Here is a 1,518-nt window from a genome sequence, read left to right on the forward strand (position 1 = left end):
CCCGATCCCTGCGGAGGTAAAGGCTGCCGCGCCGATCAGCAACAGTTCGAGGAGCCGATCCCGTCCGCTCTCGGCAGTGACGGTCTTGCCGGTCTCGTTGAGATCACCTGATGTGGTCGTAGCCGGGGGTGTGGCGAGGAGGCCGTCGGTATTCGGGGGAGGTGGTGGGGGTGTTCCCACGCCCGGAACCGCGGTGGGCTCGGGCGTGGGAACACCTGTGTGGGCCGGTGACCGTGTGTCGGGGGTCGGGTCACCGGCCGAACCCGAACCGGTCCGAGAGCCCGGTTCGGGAATCTGGGGGCCCGCAGAAGGTGCTTGCGGGCCGGAGATGGTGGCGGAAGAGGTTGGTTCGGGCGCGGCGGGGATCAGCGGCCCACCCGTGCCGGTGGGGATGACCAGGGCCCGGTGACCGCGCTCCCGGTGATGCCGCCACCGCCCGGGTTGACCACCCCGGGCGTGAGGTTCGGTGTCGGTACCGGTGGTGGGGTGGTTTCCGGGCCCGGATCGAAACACGGATACCCCGGAAACGGTTCCCCACCAGGGTGGGTTCCCTCCCACAATGCCTGCGCTGCAGCAGTTTCGCGGGCGCATCGCTCCGCCGGAGTCTCCGCGTGCGCTGACGGCCCGAACATCAGAGCGGCCGCGATCACCGCACCGATCAGCAACCCCGACAACACCGTCGCCATCCGCAGACGACCCCGATCCCCGTCCGCCGCGGCGTGGGGCTGGTGGCGGGATGCGCGGTGGCGGGGTCCCGTCACCGTCGATCCCCCGGCCCTGCGGGCACGACCACCCGCGCCGGCACCGGCACCGGCCCGTCGCCGGAGTCCTGTCCGCTGCGGTCGCGGGCAGTATTCCCCGGGGCGTCCGGGTGGTTCCGGGCGGGAATGATCGCTGCGAAGAGTGCGTCGGCACCGGACCAGAACAACCGGCCCGCGATCGAGAGCACCAGGAAGAACCCGAGATACACCCAGACGGTGCCGTACCGTTCGGCCCATTCCGCGAGGCGGTCGAGGTTCGCGAACACCACCACCAGAAGCACCAACACGGCGGCGAGGGCGAGAGCAGCTCTCACCGCCCCGGCGCCCACCCGTGCACTATCGTTCCGGGTTTGTGTCGGTTGCCCGGTCTGGGTGCTCACAGCACTGTCTCCCTGCGGAAGTGGTATCTGGGAATTGGTCACGGTCACCGCGCATCTGTGCGCCTGGTGCCTCAATGGCTAGAGGTGGAGAACCTCGGAGTACACGTCACTCGATCATCGGCGGACGGTGAGGACACGGAGGTGACCGCGATCAGCCGCATCGTCGCCGGCCCACCACACGCATCGACCGCCACATGCAGATCCGTCACCCGCGATGACGCCGCCCGCCCCGACAACGGTTTGTCGCCCAAGGGAATATCGACGATCTGGCCGGGCTTGATCGTGGTCGAGAAAATCGGGCCCACCGTCCCCGACAGGCCCGCATTCACCCCCGGACCGGACGCGGACACCGACACCCCCACACTCGGGGTGATCCC

Annotated in this window: 4 protein-coding genes; all 4 read right to left on the bottom strand. The window is 69.4% G+C overall.

The window, feature by feature from the left end; genetic code table 11:
* Nucleotides 1-180, bottom strand: a 180-nt coding sequence (locus NOF53_RS27400; RefSeq protein WP_255974802.1) for a hypothetical protein, incomplete at its 3' end; no start/stop codon positions are given.
* A 185-nt stretch (nt 181-365) separates the two neighbouring features.
* Entirely contained in the window at nt 366-761 is a 396-nt protein-coding gene (locus NOF53_RS27405; protein ID WP_255974804.1) for a hypothetical protein, read from the bottom strand.
* Nucleotides 758-1,141, bottom strand: coding sequence for a hypothetical protein (locus NOF53_RS27410; RefSeq protein WP_255974806.1), 384 nt, complete (start codon nt 1,139-1,141; stop codon nt 758-760). The genes NOF53_RS27405 and NOF53_RS27410 overlap by 4 nt, the downstream gene beginning before the upstream one ends.
* A 71-nt stretch (nt 1,142-1,212) precedes the next feature.
* On the bottom strand, nt 1,213-1,503 hold the full coding sequence (locus NOF53_RS28015) for an MspA family porin (RefSeq protein WP_374212691.1): 291 nt from the start codon (nt 1,501-1,503) through the stop codon (nt 1,213-1,215).
* Nucleotides 1,504-1,518: the final 15 nt, after the last annotated feature.

This window comes from Rhodococcus tibetensis, assembly GCF_024438035.1.
Taxonomy (GTDB): domain Bacteria; phylum Actinomycetota; class Actinomycetes; order Mycobacteriales; family Mycobacteriaceae; genus Rhodococcus_F; species Rhodococcus_F tibetensis.